The organism is Bacillus sp. AFS031507 (genome assembly GCF_002584635.1).
In the GTDB taxonomy this organism is placed as follows: Bacteria; Bacillota; Bacilli; order Bacillales; family Cytobacillaceae; genus Neobacillus.
In genome coordinates this window covers 85,274-103,552 of sequence record NZ_NUOW01000016.1, presented here as the reverse complement: position 1 = coordinate 103,552, position 18,279 = coordinate 85,274, and the positions used below count along the sequence as shown (strand labels likewise).

Here is an 18,279-nt window from a genome sequence, read left to right as displayed (position 1 = left end):
ATCTACCTCCTGAATATTTTTATTATCTTTATAACCGTTTGTCTAATTATAAAAAATATTCAGATAATTTTATTTCGAAAATTTTTACTTTATTTTTCAATATCTTTACTACTTTTGTTGATTTCAGATAGAATCCACTATTTTGAAGGACGGAGGAAATAATTCTCTTTCTGTCAATTGCTGATAATCTCTTTCTAAATATCCTTTTCTCATTTTGTTAAAATATTGTTGTCCCTTGGTTTTCATTTCTTCTAAATCAAAATTAGGTATTTTTTGATCCTTCATTACAACCCTTCCATTAATAATGGATAGTTTCACGTCTCTTCCTGTTCCGCTCACAATCATAGTTCGGATTGGATCGTCGAGAACTCCCAGATGATATCCACTTAAGTCAATTGCAATAATATCTGCTTTCGCTCCAACAGCTAAACGGCCGAGGTCATTTCTCCCTAGGAACGTAGCTGCCCCAAGTGTGGCCGCCCGGAAGAAATCGGCGTATGTTGAACCCTCTACTTCTTTTTCAATGAATCGGGAAAACATGCTGCCTGTTCGAATGTTTTGAAATATATCTGGAGGATAGGTATCTGTTCCTAGCGCTAAATTAATACCTGCCCGTTTATATTTAGCAAATGATTCTAATGCCGAAGCATGCCTGCCAATGATTAAAGGACAATGAATAACCGTTGTATTTGTTTCTTTCAGAAGTACTATATCATCACCTTTACCTGAATGTGCTTCACTATATCCAGCAATAAAGTGAGCATGCGGAATTCCTGTTTTTGACCCTAAAAAACCAAGGTCATATAAATAGCGAATAGGAGTTACACCGTGCTTTTCAACAATGGTATGATATTCATAGGATCCTTGTGCTGCATGAAGCTTAATTGGCACTCCTAATTTATCACTATAGTATTTTGTTTGTGTCAAACTTTCTGACGTTTGACACTCAATTCGTTCGGGTGCCAGCATCCCCCTAACTATTCCATCATAAGCTCCGTCAAATTCTTCTACAAATCTTACAGCATCATTTAATCCAGCTTTTCCTGCTTCTTCATCCCAGTACAGCTGGATAGTACCATCAGGTTTTACCACCCTGATTCCAGATTGGTAGCTTGGCCCAAGATAGATTCTTAATCCCAAACTTCCAGCATGGTTTGCTGCAGCAGCAAGCTCCTCATACGTTTCTGCCCATTCTTTATAAAGTACCGAAGTAATTGGCATCGCAGTAGTAACACCATGGAGAATCAGTTGTGAGTAGGCATAAAGGGATTTGAAATTTTCTTCTTTAGCTGTCATTACTTCATGATGTCCGTTTTTTATATATTGTTCAGACCAAAGCAGGTTATTCTGTCTGTTTGTCCTTGCCTCTAAATGTAAAATATCATGGTCAATATCACCTAATGCATTTAAATCGATAAACCCTGGACTAATGACGGAGTTCCCCATATCGATTACCTTATTCACTGTGCCAAGGTAATTTTTGCCGACAAAGATTATCTTATCATTTTCAAAAACAACTTCCGCGTTTTCAATTAAGACGTGGTCTTCTCCATCGTAACCAATAACGTACCTTCCCTTTAATTTGGTTTTCAATTCAATTAACTCCTTTCATTATTCAGAAGTAAGCTTATTTAGACTCCCATAAGTATCATTATAAAAAAAATTACTATTTTATATATTCGAAATCATTACCCTTTTTTATAATATTTCTACTTCTTAGTGATTAAATAAAGATAGTAAGCTACAATTTTTTTTATAAACTTCGTCTTGCAATCTCCATTTTAATTTATTTTCACTGACAAAAAAATTTCGTCCACCGCATACGTAGACGAAACTTTTGGGGTATCGTGTAAATTTAGCTATTTCTAATCAACAAAATTAGGCTGATTCTTCAATAGTTGTGGTGTTTTTGTCCTCTTTTGCTTTAGCCTTATAATCCATCATATATTTTATGATAAATAATCCTCCTACCATGAGATAAGAATAGAAGAACGGCATTAATGCAGGCTGAGCGAATCCGACTGCCCCTGAATGGATAATTCCAGATAGAGACAATAGAGCCGCAATTCCAGCTGCAATGGCAGCACGGATTGGTTGATCTTTAATGGAAAATATCGCTAAACATCCCCACAACAAACTACTTATTGGAGCACCGTTACCTAAGTGAATCATACCGTTATAATACACACCGTGGTGAGACATAGCTTCAGCGGTAACTTTAGCTCCTGTAGTTCCTGCGGAAGTTAAAACATTATTTGCAAGGGATAATGCCCAGTTTCCGATCCATGGGAACAAACAAACAAATATTACTGGGACTTCGAGTTTAGGTGTTTCACGAACAACTTGGTTTGCTGTTACGATACCAACATATACCAATATTGGTACAATTGCAGCGACAGGAATGACAGCTAATAAGAATGAGCCTAATCCAAAGAGAGAAATAATTAACATTGATAAACCAGTGGCGATAGAGTAACCAAGTCCTGCTCCCATTGACTTCCAGCCTGCATGTCCAATATATACAGTTACTGGATATGGATTACCAAAACAAGCTCCAATCGAAGAGGAAATACCGTTTGCTAACATTACTTGACGAGTTTTATATGGGTCCCCCGCCGCGTGAGCACTTTCAATATTTTCTAAATCAAAAATATAGTTTGCTAGTCCAAGTGGGACAGCAGATGCTAAATAAGGAAGCGCATGTGGAATGCCAGAAATCCAGCTATCAATATGCAAGGTAGGAGGATTAAATCCTAAACCGTGCAATGATGCGGTAATCGCTTCAGGACTTTGTAATCCAAAGACCCAGGCCAAAATTGTACCAGCAGCTAATAAAAGAAAACCGGTAGGGATTTTTGCGAATATTGGCGATTTACCAAACCAGTTAATAAAAATGATAATAAGTACAACAAAAGCTACCAACGGAGTTTCAAAAGATTGTAACATTGGGTTCATGGCAAGCAATAATAAACCAAGACCAGATAAACACGATAAAAGTACCGTTCTTGGAATAATTCTTCGAAGTGTATCGCCTAAAAACGCGCCAATAATTAAGATCATTGCTTCAAATAAGCACCAAACAAGTGCAAGTGAGAAGGCAAATTCCGCATTCTGTGTTTCCGTAAATACTGGAAGGATTACTAAAAAAGTAACCGTAAAGATGGATGGCGCACTAGGGCCTGACGGCAAAGCAGTTATGTCATTTCTACCTGTCTTTTTAGCTAAAAAATATCCAAAGACAAAGTAACAACAGCTTGCTAAGAAGATGCCAAGACCAAAACCTGGAACGATTCTTCCGTATACAATTTCTTCAGGAAAACCAACTACAAAAAGTAATAATGATATCATTGTTAAAAGATTTGTTAAATTGTTAGCAAGTAAACCAAAGTATGCAGCCCAGTCACCCTTATACCATAATTTTAGACTTTGATTCATTTCGTTTCACCTCTTATTTTTTTGTAATAGTACGTAGTGGTCCTGAGAGATTATCCAAAATTCGAATAACCCAATGTAAATCTTTCTTATACCTTGTATGAAAGTATCGGTCCTCCTTTTGCCTCTTACGAGAGAAAGTTCCCTTCGTAGGGGGAAACATATAATAAACATACTGTAAAAATTCCAACCATCACGAAAGCCCTTACAATGAAAATTTTATTAGGAAATGCTAATTACGTCATTGTCCACTCAAACCAAAAAGGAAGGATATCAATTAGGCAAGTTATACAATGGATTTTGTACAAAATATGTCATCTAAATAAGAAAAAGCAGTCAACCATAAAGAGGGTTGACTGCTTTTCTTTTATTCACCAGCAGGACAGAAATCCTACTTCTCATTTTGTTTGTGAAAATGCTCAAATAGATGATCACAATCTTCTCTTTTTTCTACTTTGATCATGTTAAGCACACTTGTATCTTCTCCTGTTAAATATTTGCGTAGGTGCATATCAGAAAAACCATAATCATGAGCATCATCTCTTGTGTTACAATAATGAACTTCTTTAACGCCTGTCCAAATGATGGCTGAGACACACATTGGACATGGTTCACAAGTTGCGTATATTACACAATCAGATAAATCCATGGTTCCAAGTTTCTTACAAGCTTCTCGAATAGCAACCATTTCTGCATGTGCAGATGGATCTGTATCTCTCATCATCGTGTTACTTACTGCAGCAATCACTTCATCACCACGGACAATTGTTGCGCCAAATGGACCTCCAACTTTATTGTTCATTCCTTTAATTGTTGCCTCTGCAGCCATTTTCATATAATCCATAATCAAATTCCTCCTATTATTTATTGAACATAAATTTTAATAAATATCCTTAAAAATTTTGACTATGCTTCTACAAAAAAACTATTGGTTATTCGGTTTACTATACTTTCCAAAAATAGTGTATAGAATAAACGATACAATCAAACCACTAAAGAATGCAAAATCATTCATTTTAGCTAAAAGTGGTACATTCTTAAGAAATGCACCTGACATTGGAAGAATAAAGCTCACTGCTAAAACACCCATTGCAATTGGATTATAGCCGTTCTTATACTCTCCATAACTGCCTTGTGGTACATAAATATTATCAAGGTTTAGCTTTCTCTTACGATGAATATAGAAGCTGGAAAGCATAATCCCTGCAATTGGTCCAAAGATGGATCCAATAAAGCTATAGAAGAAGAACAATGTTGTTGTGCTAGATACAAGCTTCCATGGTAAAATTAAGGTTCCAACAATCGCTGTCAAGATACCTGCTGACTTTACAGTAAATCTTTTTGGAAATAGAGATGTCATTTGTAATCCTGAAGGCAATAGGTTTGCAAACACAACAAACGCCGTTGCGCCAACGTTTAGGGCTAATATTAATACTACTACAGAAAATGTATTTTCAATTTTATCAAGCGCATGAACGATATTGAAAATAGGCTCACCAAACGCAATTTCAGTACCAGCAATTAACGCAACACAAGTGATGGCAAAGAGAATATACGAGAAAATAAATCCTAGTGGTAACCCAATAATAACGTCTCTTGGCGATTTAGCTCGATGAGTAAAATCAGCCATGTTAACCACTGGACCGGCCCAGTTAGATACTAACGCACTTACGCAGGCTATAAAAACAAGTGGGCTAGAGGACGGATCTTTCGGTACATACGATAAGATTGGTCCAAAACCACCCGCCATGTTGATTGCCCAAACTGCTGCACCAATGATAAATACGTAAACAACCGGCGAAGACCAGTTTCCAAATTTACCTAATACATTCATTCCACCTAGGAACAATAGAACGGTAATCGTCCAAAGAATGGCATAGGAAATCATCGTAGGAACAGTTAAGCCAAAAATATTAAAATCTCCACCTAAGGACATATAATTCGGAATGAATCTCGCAAAAATAACATTCAAAGATTCCGCCCCAACGACAGTGGTAGTACCAAAGAATACCAAACCTGCTATTAGACCACGACATAACGCAGGGATGATGGCTCCTTTTACTCCGAAGGTATCTCGAAGCAGCATAGCAAATGGGAGGCCATACTTTGATGCTGAATAACCGTTTAAAACATAAAATGTTGATACAATAACTGCTGAAAGCATGACGGCTAATAGTACTTGCTTTGTATTTAATCCTAGAATAAAGAATCCTGCTACTGTCATATAAGACATGATATTATGGACGGCGCCCATCCATAGTGTCGTATAGTTTGATATGCCCCAATCTCTTTGGCTAGGCTTCTTTGGAAGTAAATCATCTGAATAACCATATGATTTATATTTATCATAGGCTTCTTCAATTTTAGCTTCTTCCATATTTACATCTCCTTGCTTAGCTATAAAATTTGTTCATTACTTTACAATATGAGTTCCTGCGCCTTCATTGATTGCTTCTTTTAAGCTTTCTGGGTTTGTGATAATGACCCTCGAACCATTTTTTTCTAAAAAGCTTAAGCTAGCCTCAATTTTAGGAAGCATGCTTCCTGGAGGAAAGTGGTTTTCAAGTACATATTGTTTGGTTTCTTCAACCGTAATCTTTTCAAGTGCCTTTTGATTTGGCTTGCCAAAGTTAATACAAACTCTTGAAACACCCGTGGTAATGATCAATGTTTCCGCTTGAACCTGTTCTGCGAGTAGACTCGTTGCAAAATCCTTATCAATGACAGCGTCAATTCCCTCAAACGCATTGTTATTGTTCCTTACTACAGGTATCCCGCCGCCTCCAACAGCGATGACCACAAACCCAGCTTCGATTAATGTTTTAATCGCATCTTTTTCAACAATGTTAATTGGTTTTGGTGAAGGGACCACTCTTCGATAGCCGCGGCCTGAATCTTCTATGAAACTCCAGTCTGGATGTTCTTTTTTCATTTCTTCAGCCTGCTTTAGTGTAAAAAATGCCCCTACAGGTTTTGTCGGATTTTTGAAATTGGGGTCATCAATACTCACTTCTACCTGTGTAATAACCGTAGCGACCTTTTTGTTAATACCCCTTCTGGCAAATTCATTGGTTAAGGCCTGTTGAATTTGATAGCCAATCCCACCTTGCGTATCTGCTCCACAATTGACCAGCGGTATCACCGGCATACCGGCTACTTCGTTGGCAATTTCCGATCTTCTTAGGCCAAAGCCTACCTGTGGTCCATTGCCGTGTGTGACTACAACATTGAAACCTTCTGCTACCATATCTGCAATATTAACTGCGGTTTCACATACTGCTTCATATTGGTCATTGACAGAGTCAAGACCATTTTCTCGGACTAATGAGTTTCCTCCAATTGCAACAATCACTAATTTTTTCATCATTTTTCCCCTTGGTTTAATTTGCTTATTTCTTTAGCAATTCAAGAGATTGGTCCTTATGCAAATGATATAACGGGTTAGCTGGATCATTTGCAATCGCATTCTCTATTGCTTCAATTGCTTCTTGATGTTTACCAAGCGACCTAAGGCTATTTGCCTTATGAAATGAAAAATCGTAGCGATTTGGCTTTAGTGCCAGCAATTTATCCATTTCAATAACTGCTTCTTCGTGTCTGCCTAGTTCTCTTAAGTAATTTGATTTATGATAACGATAAAAAGTCTCAACAGGGTTTAATTCACAGGCTTTATCGTATTCTGATAGAGCCTCATCTGGTTTCCTCATTGCTCTTAAACAGTTGGCTGTATAGAAATAGAAGTCTAGATCCATAGGGTCTTGTGATAATGCTTTGTAGTATTCCTCTAGCGCTTCCTCGTATCTCTTTTGTTCTTGTAAGAAATAGCCTTTGTAGTAAATCAAATCAAGGTTATGATTATCATCTTCTAGACCTTTTTCTATTTCTGAGATGGCCTCTTCATACTTATCAACTCTGGCAAGTTTTTTTGCCTTTTTGATAGATTCACTTTTTACGATATATTCTTTATTCAAGATGTTTACAATCTTTTGGTGCCCCATTTCTTGAGCATGCTCCAGCGCTGACTTCCCGTCCCTATCTGGAAGATTTACATCTGCTCCTGCTTCCACGAGCTCTTGAATAATATCAGAATAAAGCCTGCCGCCATTACCTAATATCACAGACTCTAGAAGGGCGGACCAGCCTAAATTGTTCACATGATTTACCGGAACCCCAGCATCTAAGCAGACTTGGACCGTCTTTAAATAGCCTTTTTCACTAGAAGGTAACAATGCCGTACCCCCAAATCGATTAACACTGTTTAGGTCTGCACCAAACTTAAGCATCATACTTAAAATTTCATGAAATCCGTTCGCACCAGAACATATAAATGGAGTTAATTGGGTAATATCTCTCGTATTGACTTCGCTTCCAGCCTCTAGTAACAATTTCACTACAACAATTTGGTTTTTTTGTACAGCCGCCATTAAGGCTGTCCGGCCGGCCGCATCCTTATAATCAATGCTGGCTCCTTCATGTAAGAGCTTTTCTACAGAAACATAATCCCCCTGCTCACTTGCATGAATAAGTTCTCTGTCCATGGTATTACTTTCCAAGTTCATTCTCTCCTTTAGCTGTATTTAAACAGGAAGTTATTAAAATACTAAAGTATCAGTTCTGGTCCTAAACAAATTAGGACCAGAATTAATTATTGAATGTTTTGACTTAAAGTAAGCAGTGCCTTTTCAAAAGCTTCAACTGGAGGATTAGTGATTCCTGCTCCAATCATTCCAATTCCAGCTTCCTTATGGGCTATTGCCGTATTAATGATTGGCAGGATTCCAGTTTGAACAACCTTCCGAACATCGATTCCAGTCGGAATACCCATGAAATTTAGCAATGGAATCGTTACGTTTGGATTTTCTGCTGTTGTAATTTCTTTCATCTTTTTAGAGTAGCCTATTGCATCATCTATTGTTCCGCCTACAAGGGCAACAATTGCAGGAGCTGTAGCCATTGCAAATCCACCAATTCCATATGTTTCTGTGATTGCGCTATCCCCAATATCCAATCCAGAATCTTCAGGTTTATACCCGGCAAACATTGGACCAATTACTTTTTGCGCCGGACCTGTAAACCATGTATTTCCTGGAATTCCACTTACACGGATACCAAATTCAGTACCATTACGTGCCATAGTTGTCACAATCGTACTATTTTCAATGCCATGTGCTGCGTCAAGAGCACATTTTGCAAGGGCCATCCAAGTTGGACCAGAGAAATAATCACTGCTTGCAACAAACTCAAAAACTTCCCGCTTTTGTTCAAGTGTAAAATCTGTTTGAATAATAAAAGGTGTTAACGCTTGGATTAAAAGCGTTGTTCCGGCAACGTTACGGTTATGACACTCATCACCCATATGAAGGGCTTGTGCCAGCATTAAACGCAAGTCAATTCCATTCGGATTTAACTTCATCGCTGTACTTAGGATTGGACCGAAAACATCACGCATCCAAACTAAACGGTCAATAACACTTTGGTCATTAGCACCCATTCGAAGGATTTTTGACAGCTGCTCACTTAAGTTTGTGTAGGCAATATTGCCATAGGTCTTATTCTCTACAATGTGCATGTACATCGAAGCAGATGTTACACCAGCCATAGAGCCGACACAGTTGTGCTCATGACACGGGGAGAAGGTAATTTCGCCAGATGCAGCAAGCTCAGCAGCTTCTTCTAAATCCCTTGCAAGGCCTTCAAATAAGATTGCCCCAGTCACAGCCCCCCTCATCGGACCATTCATTTTATCCCAAGTTATTGGAGGTCCTGCATGAAGAATCGTTGTTTTCGTCATACCTGGTACACAATCAATTGCTTTTTCAAAACCAATTAATACTGGTTGTGATTTAATAATTCTTTCGACAGCTACCTTATTTGCCACTTCAATCTTTTCAAGAATTGTTGGATCCTCAAGCATGTCTAGTGCTGCAATAAGTTCTGTGTTCCCTCTGCCTGGCGGAGTCCACTCTAGATGAGTTACTTCTGTATTTTGCTTTACTAAATCACCCTTAAAGGACTCGATTCCCACATTAATAACATTAAGTTTTTGATTAAAAAGCTCATTTATTTTACTCATTGATTATTCTCCCTTCACGACAAATTCTCTTGCCAAAAGACCTGCATTCTGACTGCTGCTGGCATGTGTTGCACCTGCAGCTAACAGCTTTTCTACCTGTTCATCAAGGTTTTGAGGATCCAGTTCAGTTCCAAGAACGTATCCGATAATTTCAAGATGTCTTCCTTCTTGTTCGGCATTTTGCTTTGCTTCTATTATTGCAGGAAGCATTGCCCCAACTGGATCTTCGTGTGCACCATACCCTAAAACAAAGTCCATGACGATTACACCAACGGATGGATCTTTCGCTTCTTGGATAAATCTCGAAATTCTTGTGGACGGATCAATCATTGGATGTGGCTTCCCTTGTGTGAACTCATCATCACCAAAATCAATAAATGTGTGTTCTTGGCTTATATTTTTATCTTTTAAGCGATAGTTAGGGTCTCTTTGGATATTGCTATAGACATTATCGAACTTCTCCATTGCGGCATGCATAGCCTCATCACAAAGGGTACCGCCGCTGAATAGTCCGCGAATATATTTTTGTTCTGGTGTTAATTTGGTGCGAACCTCTTCAATTAGTGGAATGTTTAATGCCCGTTTATTAATTTTGCTTTCATCGGCACCAGCCAATAATACCGCTTTAAGTGCAGCCTCTTTAGACATTTTCGCAAAATGGCCGCCAGCTTGTCTGACCTTCCCTTCATCTCCGCCAACAAACCAAACAACTACAGGTTTCTTGCATTGTTTGATTTGCGCTAATACTTTCTCTTCAACACTTGCAGCAGGTGGCTTAGAAATAAGGACTATCACTTTAGTTGCCTCATCGTCTTCCAGAGCCTTGATTCCATCAAGCATCATGATTCCGCCAATTTCCTCTTTTAGATCTCTGCCGCCAGTTCCAATCATCTGTGTGATTCCGGCGCCGAATTCATGAATGCGGACACTTACCTCTTGACTCCCGGTTCCAGATGCACCCACAATACCAATGCTGCCTTTTCTTACAGCATTGGCAAAGCATAAAGCAACATTGCCAATAATCGCTGTCCCGCAATCCGGACCCATCATTAATAAGCCTTTTTCATGGGCCAATTTCTTTAATTCGATTTCATCTTCTATGCTTACATTGTCGCTAAATAGCATGACATGGAGATTGTTTTCAAGAGCTTTTCTCGCTTCTCTAGGTGCATACGCTCCGTTTACGGCAATCACCGCTAGGTTAGCTTCAGAAATACCTTGGGCAGCTGAAGCAATCGTTGAATACTTGACTTCACCTTTCTCAGTGGAGGTATCCTTTTTTGTCAATAATTCATCAATACTAATGAACGCGCTTTCACATATCTCAAGATTAGCAGCATTAACAACAATGATTAAATCACTTGAGTTTGCCTCTTCCACTTCTGGTGTTATTAATCCAACATTTTTCATTACCTCTTTATTCATTTCTGTACCCATTGCGATAATGGCCTGTTCAACGCCCTCTATTTGGTTCGCTTTTGTTGATAGTGACATCAAAGATACAGAATCGAAATAGGTGTTCTCTTTTACAATAGCTTTTACAGTCATAATTGACCTCCTACTTTAAGATTGGCTTTCACCCCAGAGACAAGACCTAAGGCTATATCTGTTCCTGATGAAGAGCCGATATTTAGTACTTTATTTAAAGAGAGATATAAGTCGTCTTCTTCTCCATTAAGTATGGAATGAACTAAGTGAATGATTGACTCTCTTACTTGACCAATGGATGCCTTTTTTAATGCCATATAGCTTATTTCATTCGTTAAGGTTTTTGCTTTCTGCAGCACTTCTCCACAAAATGATTGATGTGAATAGAAAGGGCTATTCCTCAAATTAATGATCGTAAATAATCCAACTAGGTAGTCATCTCCAGATGGAGTTAGTCCTGGACCAAGACCTATTAACGAAACAGCATGATGCAAGGCAATGGTCATTCGATTACTTAATAATTCGTTTAATAATAACTTGGTTCGTTCTTCGAGCATTCTAGACATTTCTATGTCAAAAAGACTTGGGGCATCTACTTTCTTTTTCATTCCCCCAGCTTTTCCGTGGATATCGATGTATTCTATCATTCTTTTTAAATTTCGAGAGATGTTTTCGGTGTTTGCAGGGTACTCCGGTAAAATACCTGCCCATTTCTCAGCTTGATTCGTAGATATGGCAAGTTTATTTGAAATGTGCAGCATTTTACTTTTTACATACACTACATCATTGACATCGATATTTAATTCCTCAAGGCTGGCAGAATTAATCACTAGCGTATTAGGTCCATTATCAATTTGGCTGCTGGCAATCGTAAATAATTCGCCATTTTCATTACAATGAATATTAATTGTATTTTTAAATGTGCTATGAACAAAACCAGTTAGGACAGAATTATTTATTCTTTCAATAAACTCAAGATCACCAGAAATTGCATTCCTCAATTGTGATACATCATTGATCTGGAACGTCTGTACATGCAGCCCCTTTCAAAGGATAAATTTGTAAGGTACAGTATAAATAAAGCACCAACTTCTTTTCATTTCTGTGAAAGGAAAAATTCGTTTAACTCTTATTTTAGTTTGACAAGATATGACCTTACATGTTTATTTTAGATAAATTGCATAAAAGCATCATCGTTTAAGCAAACCAAAAAAAATAGATATCATTTGTGCATGTTATACAATTAAATGTGTAGATTTTTTGACAAAGGAGTGATAATCTTGCTGACCGTTAAGGATTTATTTGAAATACAAGCGATTGATGGCTTAAAGATTGTTGCTGGGGAAAAAGGAATTGATAATGAAATCTCAATAGTCAATATCATCGAAAATCCCGAGGCATTTGACTGGCTTTCACCTAATGAACTCCTATTATCAACGGGTTATATTTTTAAAGATAACGAGGATTTGCAAATTAGAATACTTAACGAACTTTCAGCTATTAATTGTGCAGGACTAGTTGTCAAAATGAAACGATACTTTGAAAAACTCCCACAGAAAATGATTGATCATGCAAATGAATTGGGTTTTCCACTGATTGAGTTACCCTTTGAATATACCCTATCAAAGGTCATTTCTATTATTAATGAGAAAGCATCTGGCCGTTATGATTTATTAAATAGAAAGACCTTAGACATGCATAATTTATTTTTTCGAATTACACTTGAAGGCGGCGGGATTGAAAGGATTTCTTCCATGTTATCGGGATCTATTAATAATCCAATTATTTTCGTTGACCAGGATTGGAAGCTGCTTCACTTTACAGAACACCTAAATAATAAGGTACCACTTTCATACTGCTTTACTCTGGTTAAAAATCGACCTATTTTCAATAAAGAGTTTATTAATTCTGTCCCTAAAGAAATAAATGAAATGAAAAAGAGTATTCAACGCATTTATTACTTAGAAGGAATGGAAATAAAATGCCGCATCCTTCCTGTCGCAGTTGCAAATAATATTTATGGATATATTGTTGTATGGCAGACTGTCCAAGATTTAACGGAGTTTGACTTACTTATTTTAGAGCAGGCGTCAACTAATATGGCACTGGAACGTATAAAAGCAAAGGACATCGAGGAGGTAAAATTAAAAATCAAACAGGATTTCTTTGATGATTTGCTGACTGGAAAAATAACATCCGTCGATACAATTCACACCTTTAGTGAATTGCATGGATTAAATCCAAGTTACAGTTACTACTGTATAGTCATTAATTTAGAATCGGAGGAAGATGACGGTTATGATGATATGGTAGCAAGGAGGGTTCGACTGGAGAACAAAACCAGAAAATGTGTGGACTTAGTCTATAATCTTTCGAACTATTCAAACGCTGAGGTCACATGCTTTCATAGAAACAATCGTATAATTATAATGATTGGTCAAAATGACAATAAACCTTCTCTATCGGTAAATGAGGTAAAACAATACGGAAATACAATTTACAATGCATTTGAAAAGGAAATAAATAACACAACCTTCTTAATTGGAATTGGCCGTCAGTACGAAACCATTCATTCCCTTCATAAAAGCTTTTCTGAAGCAAATGAATCTATTCGACTCATGGAGAAATTTAATATCCGAGGGGGAGTATCTCACTATGAAGATCATTCCATCTATCACTTTTTAGACAGTAATATCAAAGACATAGAATTAGAAGAATTTTTCATGAAAAGCCTTGGGAAAATCTATGAGCATGACCATTTGCATGGGACGAGTTATATCATTACGTTAGAGAACTATTTTATTAATAACCTTAATATTAGTGAAACAGCAAAAGCGATGTTTTTACACAGAAATACGCTTATTTATCGTATCGATAAAATCAAGGAAATCTTAAATACTGATTTAAAAAACTCGGAGGAATTGCTGCAAATCCAATTAGCTTTAAAGATATTTAGACTCTTAAATAAAAAACTTCCAATCAATTCTTAAATCAGATGGGTCCCGTTCTCTATGAAACCTCGGGACCCGTCTATTTTATGTGAAAAGCAATCGATAAGCCCTTATTCCGTTAAATGATATTGAAGGAATTCAATCACTTGTTTAAATGCACCTTGGATAACTGGAATATCAAAATCCTTATCAAACACATGCTCTCCATTTGGAATTGTGATTAACCTAGTTTCAACCTTTTCTTTTATCAATGCACCTCTCATAAATACTGATTGTTCATAGGGAACATCCTCATCCTTTGTCCCATGTAACAGTAAGGTTGGTGGATAATCGCTAGTGATATTTTGCTTTGGGCAAAACTTTAAGAGTGCATCCTTATGCATTATTGGATTTATCCCCGTAATCTCTTGGATCCATACCCCTTGCTGTCTAGCATAAACATAATAAAGAAACCGCTGATCAATCGATGCCTCTGTAATCACTTGGTCGGAGATAAGCCTTCTAGCAAGTTCTTTAGGGACATTGTCCTTTTGTAAATAGAAACTGCTTGGATTTGTTGCCCATTTACCAATGATATCTCCATATCCGTAAAAAGAGACAATTGCACGTGGCTTATGAGTAAATGAACCCGTACAAAGCGCCAAAAAACCACCTGCAGAACTACCTACAACAGCTATTCTTTTTGGATCAATGGAAAATTCCTGTGGCCCTTCTGATTTTAACCACTGAAGTGCGTCTTGAACATCCTCTAGGATCTCTGGCAATTTTGTCTCGGGTGCTAGCCTATAGTCAATTGAAAACACTGCAAATCCATTATCATTATAGAGTTTTATCATCTCTTCACTTATTTCTTCTCTTGTTCCCCAAACAAGCCCACCACCATGAATATAAACTATAACAGGTGCATTATGATTGCTATTTCCATAAAAATCAGCCTTTATGGAAAAACAATCATTATTCTTATAAATAACTGTTTTCTTCATTTGTACTCTGCACGTCCTTCATGAAATTAAATTCGAATTGTTAGTTTGTAGATAAAGTTATTGTTTTTTAGTCTAACAAAACCCAAAGGGTAAACCATTAACTTGAACGAGATATTCCCTACTCTAATTTACGACATATTTTGCGCATATTGAATTGTACAACATGCCTAATTAACACCCTATATCTTTGGTATTGGTAAACAATAAAGTTATTAGAGTTTCCTACAAAGTAATAATATGGAAATTATAAAGGTGCACCATAATGAGAAATAGAACCTAAGACTTAGAGTAAATTACATCTGCGGATGATATTTAATAACCTATTATCTTGATAAACTATAAAAGCGGGATATTCCAAAACAATCCCAAGATAATAGGAGGTACATCAGTGAAAAAGCTAGGTCCAGTTGGGATGAAGTGGTTAAAGATCATTCATATTATATTAGTTGCTCTATTTTTTGGCGGAATCATGAGCTCCTTAGCCTTAAATTTCGGGGTTAAGCTAGCGACCTATGATGAAACGTTTGAAACATATAAAAGGATCATTATTATTAGTGATCAAATCATTAGAATCGGCGCTGTCGGAACGTTACTCGTTGGGTTTTTATATGGAATGTTTACCAATTGGGGGTTTTTTAAACATCGATGGGTTACGGTGAAATGGATTCTTTTTGTCGGCCAAACCATTCTAGGGATCTTTATTGTCGACAAATTAATGATGGCGAATATGGCAATCTTGGAGACCGAAAAAGCTAGGGCATTAGTTAATCCAGAATTTATCCAAAACCAAACCATACGGCAATATGCAATTATTATTCAAGTAGCCATAACGATTTTCATATTCTGCATCTCAGTATTTAAGCCTTGGAAAAAGAAGAAACTTGTTGCGAAGCACTCTAGTTAAGGCAAGTATGCTACCCTTAGTATAATTTTGTATAAACACTTGAAATTTTCCAACTATTTGTTTACCCTTTTGAAGAGTAAGGGGGAATTCGATATGATTAGAAAGCTTACAGACCAAGATCATGATCAGGTATTCGCTTTTTTAAGTGAGGAACCTTCTATTAATCTATTTATCATAGGGGATATAGAGGCCTTTGGATACACTTCGGAGTCTCAGGAAATTTGGGCCGAATTTGATGAACACAACACGATTAAAGCCGTTCTCCTAAGGTTTCATCAATCCTTTATTCCTTATGCAAAGGGAGAATTCGATACAAGCGGTTTTGTATCGATTATGAAACACTACAGACAGCCCATTCTTCTATCCGGTAAATCCGATATTGTAGCAAAATTCGAAGCTTATGATGACCTGCATCTTGGTAAAAAGCAAGTTACTTACTTTGCTGAATGTAACACGGATGAATTCCTGTCTCCTGATGATGTCGTATATCAAAAGGCTAGTCTGGAAGATGTAGATCAAATTTTACAACTCCGCCAAACCATTGAGGAATTTCATGTCAGAAGTGATGCCAGGGACGTATTAATACAGTCAATGGAATTCAATACATCTAGAACCTATTTTACTGAGGAAAATGGTATCATTACTTCTTGTGTTTCAACCGCAGCGGAAAATTCTATTTCAGCGATGATTGTAGGGGTTTGCACAAGGAAGGAATATCGCAGTAAAGGCCTGGCAACTTCCATCATGCAAAATCTTTTTCAGGATGTCCTAAACGAAGGGAAAACTCTCTGTCTTTTTTATGATAACCCTGAAGCTGGACGAATTTATAAGCGCCTTGGCTTTAAAAATATAGGAATGTGGACCATGCATCGCTGATGGTCCAAAGGCGTTGGACTACTAAATTATATTGAAGAATGCATAAAAGGGCATTCCCAAAGGCGAACAGTAACAGTTGCTGTTCGCCATTTTAAAATAATGGCGATCCGGAGTTACCATTTCGATAAATGCTCATCCCGCCGGTTGAGTGATCAGCTGTCGCAACCACATTCGTATCCTCTCTATTGAAGGTGAACTGAATTGCATCATTAAATGCGATTTCAAAGTCTTTAACCTCACTCATTGCCCCTACAATATCATTGTCATACCCTGCCCAATCAGCGTTTTTTTACTATACAGAATCTTTACATTTTATTAACAGAATCTTAAGAAGATTGGTTTCCTTTATTTAATACAATAAAGGGGAGTTTATAATTTGGAGGGAGTAGATGAGAGTGACGTTTAAGTATCTAAAGTATCCCCAATACGATAGTTCAATATTGGTCAGTGAGGAAAGGTTATGAGGATCGCCATTTTCACTGATACCTATGACCCGGATATCAATGGAGTTGCTCGGACGCTTAAATATTTCATTCACTACTTGGATAATAAAAAAATCTCTTACAAAGTCTTTGCACCTGATTCACTTTCAAACGAATATGTTTCTTCAAACGTTCGCCGCATTAAAAGTCTCTCTTTTTTCTTATATCCTGAGTGTCGCCTGGCTTTTCCCAATCTTTCTCGTATTAAATCAGAATTAGAAGAATTTTCCCCGGATATCATCCATGTCGCTACACCATTTAACATGGGACTTTGTGGTGTCTATCTTGCAAAAAAACTAGCTATTCCACTTGTCGGCTCCTATCACACTGATTTTGACCATTATTTGAAATTTTATGATCTTAGATTTTTTTCAAAAATCCTTTGGAAATATATGAATTGGTTTCATAAACCCTTTAAAAAATTATTTGTCCCTTCTAATGAAACGTTAACTCAACTCAAATGCCAGGGATTTGTTAATTTAGAAGTTTGGCCCGGTGGAGTTGACTGTCAGCTTTTTCACCCTTATTACGAAAAACAAGCTATTCGTGAGCAATGGGGGATTTCAAAAAAGTACCTCTTAACCTATGTAGGCAGGTTAGCCCCAGAAAAAGATGTAAAGACACTCTTAGCTGTAGCAAAAGCACTGCCGGCTGAGATCAATGAAGAAGTTCAATGGTTTGTTATCGGGGACGGTCCCCAAAGGGAAGAACTTCAAATAGAAGCGCCTGCGAACATGACATTAACAGGATACTTAACTGGCGAACAATTAGCGGAAATCTACTCTGCATCAGACTTATTCGTTTTTCCCTCTCCTACTGAAACGTTTGGAAATGTTGTGATTGAAGCACTTGCTAGTGGTACACCCGCAATTACCGCCAATTCCGGAGGCGTAAAAAATATTATTAAGGCAGGAGTAACAGGTTATTTGTGTGAAACCGGCAATGTAATTGAGTTTACGAACGCCATCTTGAAGTTATTAGAAAATGATGACCTGAGAAAGCAATTGGGGATAGAAGGGAGAAATTATGCGCTAACACAAAGCTGGGATAAAATCTTTTCCAATTTACTTTGGCATTATCGAGCCGTTATCGATGAACCAAAGATACAAAAATATGCCTGATTTGTTGTACGATTTTTTCCCAATATATT

At 37.3% G+C, this 18,279-nt stretch carries 14 protein-coding genes and 1 pseudogene; 4 read left to right on the top strand and 11 right to left on the bottom strand.

Annotated features, from left to right (window positions below; all coding sequences use genetic code 11):
• Positions 1-123: 123 nt before the first annotated feature.
• The 9 genes from COE25_RS17315 to COE25_RS17275 all read right to left on the bottom strand — a co-directional run bounded on the left by COE25_RS17315 (position 124) and on the right by COE25_RS17275 (position 11,934).
• Positions 124-1,593, bottom strand: coding sequence for an amidohydrolase family protein (locus COE25_RS17315; protein ID WP_098933472.1), 1,470 nt, complete (start codon positions 1,591-1,593; stop codon positions 124-126).
• A gap of 285 nt (positions 1,594-1,878) precedes the next feature.
• Positions 1,879-3,435, bottom strand: coding sequence for a SulP family inorganic anion transporter (locus tag COE25_RS31640; RefSeq protein ID WP_098933471.1), 1,557 nt, complete (start codon positions 3,433-3,435; stop codon positions 1,879-1,881).
• 388 nt (positions 3,436-3,823) lie between these two features.
• Positions 3,824-4,276, bottom strand: coding sequence for a nucleoside deaminase (locus tag COE25_RS17305; RefSeq protein ID WP_098933470.1), 453 nt, complete (start codon positions 4,274-4,276; stop codon positions 3,824-3,826).
• An 81-nt stretch (positions 4,277-4,357) separates the two neighbouring features.
• On the bottom strand, positions 4,358-5,809 hold the full coding sequence (locus COE25_RS17300) for a cytosine permease (protein ID WP_098933469.1): 1,452 nt from the start codon (positions 5,807-5,809) through the stop codon (positions 4,358-4,360).
• 36 nt (positions 5,810-5,845) lie between these two features.
• Positions 5,846-6,796, bottom strand: a complete 951-nt coding sequence (gene arcC, locus COE25_RS17295) for a carbamate kinase (RefSeq protein ID WP_098933468.1) — start codon at positions 6,794-6,796, stop codon at positions 5,846-5,848.
• A gap of 25 nt (positions 6,797-6,821) precedes the next feature.
• A complete protein-coding gene (locus COE25_RS17290) occupies positions 6,822-7,985 on the bottom strand; it encodes an ankyrin repeat domain-containing protein (RefSeq protein WP_257208867.1) in 1,164 nt (387 codons plus the stop codon).
• Positions 7,986-8,077: 92 nt separating this feature from the next.
• The gene (locus tag COE25_RS17285) at positions 8,078-9,505 is read right to left on the bottom strand and encodes a YlbE family protein (protein ID WP_098933467.1); all 1,428 of its coding nucleotides are present in this window, start codon (positions 9,503-9,505) and stop codon (positions 8,078-8,080) included.
• A 3-nt stretch (positions 9,506-9,508) separates the two neighbouring features.
• Positions 9,509-11,053 (bottom strand): acyl-CoA synthetase FdrA, encoded by a 1,545-nt coding sequence (fdrA, locus tag COE25_RS17280; RefSeq protein ID WP_098933466.1) that lies wholly within the window; start codon positions 11,051-11,053, stop codon positions 9,509-9,511.
• Positions 11,050-11,934 carry an oxamate carbamoyltransferase subunit AllH family protein gene (locus COE25_RS17275; protein WP_098933465.1) on the bottom strand — a complete coding sequence of 295 codons (885 nt, stop codon included), beginning with the start codon at positions 11,932-11,934 and terminating at the stop codon, positions 11,050-11,052. Before COE25_RS17275 ends, fdrA begins: the two co-directional genes overlap by 4 nt.
• 279 nt (positions 11,935-12,213) lie before the next feature.
• Between COE25_RS17275 and COE25_RS17270 the strand changes: the two genes are divergently transcribed.
• Positions 12,214-13,923 carry a PucR family transcriptional regulator gene (locus COE25_RS17270; protein WP_098933464.1) on the top strand — a complete coding sequence of 570 codons (1,710 nt, stop codon included), beginning with the start codon at positions 12,214-12,216 and terminating at the stop codon, positions 13,921-13,923.
• Positions 13,924-13,994: 71 nt separating this feature from the next.
• Here COE25_RS17270 and COE25_RS17265 read toward each other — a convergent pair whose 3' ends face one another.
• The gene (locus COE25_RS17265) at positions 13,995-14,867 is read right to left on the bottom strand and encodes an alpha/beta hydrolase (RefSeq protein ID WP_098933463.1); all 873 of its coding nucleotides are present in this window, start codon (positions 14,865-14,867) and stop codon (positions 13,995-13,997) included.
• A 388-nt stretch (positions 14,868-15,255) separates the two neighbouring features.
• On the opposite strand from COE25_RS17265, the gene COE25_RS17260 reads away from it, so the two are divergent.
• Together COE25_RS17260 and COE25_RS17255 are read left to right on the top strand one after the other, a co-directional pair.
• Positions 15,256-15,771 carry a DUF2269 family protein gene (locus tag COE25_RS17260; RefSeq protein WP_098933462.1) on the top strand — a complete coding sequence of 172 codons (516 nt, stop codon included), beginning with the start codon at positions 15,256-15,258 and terminating at the stop codon, positions 15,769-15,771.
• 93 nt (positions 15,772-15,864) lie between these two features.
• Positions 15,865-16,647 carry a GNAT family N-acetyltransferase gene (locus tag COE25_RS17255; RefSeq protein WP_098933461.1) on the top strand — a complete coding sequence of 261 codons (783 nt, stop codon included), beginning with the start codon at positions 15,865-15,867 and terminating at the stop codon, positions 16,645-16,647.
• A gap of 115 nt (positions 16,648-16,762) precedes the next feature.
• On the opposite strand, the pseudogene COE25_RS17250 reads toward COE25_RS17255, so the two are convergent.
• Positions 16,763-16,927 (bottom strand): annotated as a pseudogene (locus COE25_RS17250) (alkaline phosphatase); the annotation flags it as partial.
• 180 nt (positions 16,928-17,107) lie between these two features.
• On the opposite strand from COE25_RS17250, the gene COE25_RS17245 reads away from it, so the two are divergent.
• Positions 17,108-18,250: a glycosyltransferase family 4 protein gene (locus tag COE25_RS17245; protein WP_098933459.1), complete on the top strand. Its 1,143-nt coding sequence runs from the start codon at positions 17,108-17,110 to the stop codon at positions 18,248-18,250.
• Positions 18,251-18,279: the final 29 nt, after the last annotated feature.